Origin of the sequence: Tunicatimonas sp. (assembly GCF_049647865.1) — a bacterium.
Classification (GTDB): Bacteria; Bacteroidota; Bacteroidia; order Cytophagales; family Cyclobacteriaceae; genus Tunicatimonas.
Genome location: NZ_JBARYM010000494.1, coordinates 1 through 4,656, shown reverse-complemented (window position 1 = coordinate 4,656; position 4,656 = coordinate 1). Strand labels below are relative to the sequence as shown.

The window sequence follows — 4,656 nt, the reverse complement described above, 5'->3', positions numbered from 1 at the left end:
GGAACGTACGAAGTAGAAGTGACTGATCTGAGTGGTGCGATTTGTCCGGCGACTCAGCAGGTAGAAGTAACTTTTGAAACTCCACCGACCATTCAGGCCATTGTGGAATTGGAAGATAATAGTTGTGAAGAAGGAGAGAAGGTGATCGGGGTTACGTTTGCCCCCGAGGTGGTTGATACTGACGATTTAATTTACGAGTGGCAGGTAGAATTACCGGATGGCACCGTACAGACTAATATTGGGGCTACTCAAGATATTACCGTGAGCCGCACCGGAGACTACTCAGTGAATGTAAGGCGACGAGGTGGAAACGCCACTTGTACGAGTGCCGCCAGTCCACTGCCTGTCGTAGTGAATCAGCCCCTTTCGGTACTGATCCTTTTCGGCAGTGCTTGCGATGATGGAACTGACATCCCGCTTATTGCCCGGGTTACCACCAACGGTAGCGATAGCTTACGCTACGAGTGGTACGATTCCGCCGGAACCCGTTTGCCTGCCAGCAGCGATACATTGTTGCTTCGCCCGGATATGCCTGAGGGCGAGTACCGCGTAGTCGTCACACAGTTAGTTAACGGGGCCGAAGGTTGTACGGCCGAAACTTCAGCGGATGTTACCCGCAGCCCGATACCCGAAACCAATCTCGGTCAAGGCCCTTTCGTCATCTGCCCCCGTGATCCTAATCCGGAAGCCAACTCCGTATTGCTGGAAGTAAGCTTCGCCCCAAATATTTTGTGGACTACGCCCTTTGGTACGTTTGATAATACCGTTACGCTTCCGGCTAACCAAGGTGGCACCTACGTAGTGGAAATTACCAATGAGTTTGGTTGTACTACCATTGATTCGGTAGAAGTAATTGAGGATTGTACACCCACTATTGTGGCCCCGAATGCCTTCCGGCCCAACGGAGTGAACAGCGAGTTCTTCGTCTATCCGCGCTACGTAGCTGATGATGACTTTGAAGTGCGAATTTACAACCGTTGGGGTGAGCTGGTTTTTCAGTCTAACCGCAAAGATTTCCGCTGGGACGGCACCTACAATGGGCAACTGGCTCCGCTGGGTTCTTACCCCTACGTAATTACCTTCAAATCTGATACTGACGATGGCTCAGGAAACATTCTGCAAGAACGAGGCGGTGTGACGATACTACGGTAGAAACGTGATTAATAGCGCAACTACCGTCCCGTTTCTGCTATGTTCTATTGATTAAAATGAATTCACCCGTACCTCAATCTGATTTACTCCCGGCTCTAAACGGATAGAACCAAAGGAAGGATTGATCGGCTGCCCGTTAAGGCTGATAGCTGTATCGGACATATCGGGGAGAGCGAACTCAGCTACAGTATTACCGGGTAGTTCAATGGTATAGCGTTGCAGGCGGTTGCTTACAAGCTCGTATTCTCCGCTTACCGAGCCTTTCAGCGTAGGCATTTTAATGCTGCTATGCTTCAGCTTGCTCATTTGCGGCTTAATGCTGATGATACCGAAGCCGGGAGTCTTGGGTTGGATGCCCCAGAGGTAACGGGGGATGATGTTGGCCGGAGCGGCTCCCCAAGCGTGGTTCCAGTCGAGGTTGGGTTTGTACTTCATGTCCCAGGCTTCCAGGGCCACGGTAGATCCGGCAGCAATCATATTCCACCAACTGCGGTCGTGGGTAGCCGTCATTAGTTCCAGGGCGTAGTCACCCGCTCCGGCTTCGTATAAGCCTTCCAGCAAAAACTGGGAGCCGTACACGCTACAGGCCATCCCCCGCGATTTAATGAATTCCACTACTGTTTGCTGATGTTCGGGCGGCACTAACCCGAAGGCTAATGGCATCATATTGGAATGCAGCGAGGAGTGAGTAGCTCCTTCGCCGTCGATGTAGATTCCTTTTTCTTGATCAAACAGGGTGGTATTAATTGCCTGTTTCACCTTAGCGGCCATCAGATCAAAATGGGCTTCCTCCTCCGACTTACCCAGTACTCCGGCTAGTTCAGCCATCATCTTCATATTCTGGTAGAAGAAGCTGTTTACTACCGTATTAATGGGTAACATCTGATGGCCATCGCGTTCCCCTTCTTCAGTGGAGAGTTTCCAGCCGGTATCTTTTTGGGCGGGAGGCCAATCAACAATATCTTTTAGTCGGTTAGTAGTATCGGCGAAGCCTAGTTGGGCCATGTACTCGCCGGTTACTCCGCCCAAGGTAGAGCTAATTAGCCCATCTTCCCGAGCTAGGTCAATCAAAGTTTTGCTTTTCAACGGCTCGTAGTACTTTTCAATCAGCTCAGTATTACCGCTGTAGTAGTAGTCTTGGTACATCATCAGGGCGGTGTGCAGCAGCCACTCAGTAGGCCAAGTGGGGTGTTCCATAAACCATTCAATGGTTCGCTGGGCCATAGCGTACTCCCGGTCGGTAGTGTAGTGCCCCAGTTGATTAATGTAAGCATCTGCTTCGTAAGGAATTCGCTCCCGATCGCCATCCACGTAGATGCCAGCAAAGGAAGTTGCTTTCATCGTGTATTTGCACATATCCCACACCTGATTCAGTACGGTATCCGACGAGGTAAAGCTACTTTGATCCTCTTCCCAATAATTGAAGTAAGCCAGTTGCGTAAGATCATTGGCGGTTAGCTCAGTTTGCACTCCTTGCAGTTCTACATAACGAAAAGGCATCACCGTGCCGAAGGAGTCGGGTAAGGCTACTGCTACCGGCAGTGTATTACGCTCGTTGCGTTCCAGTTCAATGGTGTAGGTCTGCTCATTAGGGCTAACAGGTACGTCTACCTCCTGATAGCGCAGCGTGCCGCCGGGGTCCTGGTCAATCTGACCCTCTTTTAATTTTTCCCCCAGGCGGACGGTTAAGGTAGTGGAAGCAGATGCTTGATAGTATAGCTCCAGCCTACCGAAAGCATGTTTCCCAAAATCGGCGAAATAGCTATTGCCGCTGGTCTTCTCTAACGCTGCCGGATGTATTCTCTCCAACTGAAAATCCCGCCCCGGCGCAATGCCCGACTGAAAGTCAGTAGTTGTGAAGGATTGAACTTCCGAGTAGTTGGTCACCCGATTACCCTCATCCCAGATACGCACTTTCCAGAAGTACTTAGTCTTCGGAGATAGCGGATTACCCCGATGCTCCACGTTGGCCGATTCACTGCTTCGGGCTTGACCACTATTCCACACATCGCCCAGATTCTCCGCTAACTTCTCTTCCGAAGAAGCCACTAGCAATTGATAGCCCTGCTGCCGTCCGGCTCCTCGAGGTACTGTCCAACTGTACTCAGGCAACTTATCATTGATCGCCGAAGTACCCGACGGGCGGATAAATTCTACCATCAGTTCGGGTGGAGCTGCCGAAAGCGAATCCTGGTGCTGACGAATTAGCCGGCCAGTAGCCGAAGATAAGTCGGCCAGTACATCTTGGTAATCGGGATTGTTAGCCAGATTGTTAATTTCTTGAGGGTCGTCGGTCAGATGGTAGAGTTCTTCGCTAGATTTATCGTTTACGTAGCGGAAATACTTCCATTCGGCAGTACGGATACCCTCGCTGGGTGGAATATTCTCAAACTCCCATAAGTGTTCTATTAGGGCGGTATCGCGAACCAGACTCGTAGTTTCTCCTGAAACGATTGATACCAGGCTTTTTCCTTGGTAAGTATCAGGTACACTAAGCCCGGCTAGATCGAGCATCGTGGCCGGAACATCTATATTAAGTGCAAACTGATCATTATCGTGGTGCTGGTTCACCCGGGGGTCAAAGACAATGAGTGGTACCCGCACCGAGTTATCGTAGAGCAACCACTTACCGGCCAGTTGGCGTTCGCCCAAAAAGTAACCATTGTCACCCATCAGAATGATGACGGTATTTTTATCTAGGTTCTTTTTTTTCAGTTGCTGGCGAATCTTCCCAATTTCCCGGTCAATACCCGAAATCATGCGGTAGTAGCCTTTCACACTGTGTTGGTACTTCTCGGGAGTATCGTAACGCCAGTACCAGCGAGTACGATTAAACCCTTCTCGCACAGGTTCCGGCAATTTGTTAAAGTAGCGATTATCGCCCAGTTTTGGGTCAGGCACTTTTGTTTTTGCTAGCAACTTATCCGATTCCGGTTGCCAGAAATACTGGTCTTCGGCCGGATCGTGAGCGTGGGGCGCACTAAAGCTCAGCGATAGACAAAATGGCTGCTCAGTATCCGCTCGATCAATAAAGTCCAGGGCTTTCTGGCCAGTGTAGCGGGTGAGATGTACGGTATCTTCTTCTAAAGTTTTGTAATAATACCCGCGCCGATCTTTAAACCTATTGTTACGATCATATGATTCGTATTCGTCGAACAGTGCATCCAAATTATCGTAGTTCACTCCAAACTTCCCGTAGAATCCGGTACGGTAGCCGGCTTCTTTCAGCATCTTAGGATAAGCCTGTTGCATGTAGCCTTCCTGCATTGGGCCACTCTGAAAGTTGTAGCGATGCGTACGCTCATATAATCCGCTCAAAATACTTGCCCGACTTCCGGCACAAATAGGAGTAGTCACCATAGCGTGGGAGAAGTAGGTGCCCTGCTGGGCCAGCTTATCCATTTCTGGCGTGTGAATTAGTTCATTCCCAGCATAGCCTAGCGCATCCCAGCGTTGATCGTCGGTGAGAATGAAAATGATGTTGGGTTGCGAGGAGTTGTTAGT

2 protein-coding genes are annotated in these 4,656 nt (G+C 50.0%); one reads left to right on the top strand and one right to left on the bottom strand.

Annotated features, from left to right (window positions below; all coding sequences use genetic code 11):
- Window positions 1-1,152, top strand: a 1,152-nt coding sequence (locus WBA23_RS14675; protein WP_424583031.1) for a gliding motility-associated C-terminal domain-containing protein, incomplete at its 5' end; no start/stop codon positions are given.
- A 51-nt stretch (window positions 1,153-1,203) separates the two neighbouring features.
- On the opposite strand, the gene WBA23_RS14670 is transcribed toward WBA23_RS14675, so the two are convergent.
- A partial coding sequence (locus WBA23_RS14670) for a family 78 glycoside hydrolase catalytic domain (RefSeq protein WP_424583030.1) occupies window positions 1,204-4,656 on the bottom strand: 3,453 nt, incomplete at its 5' end.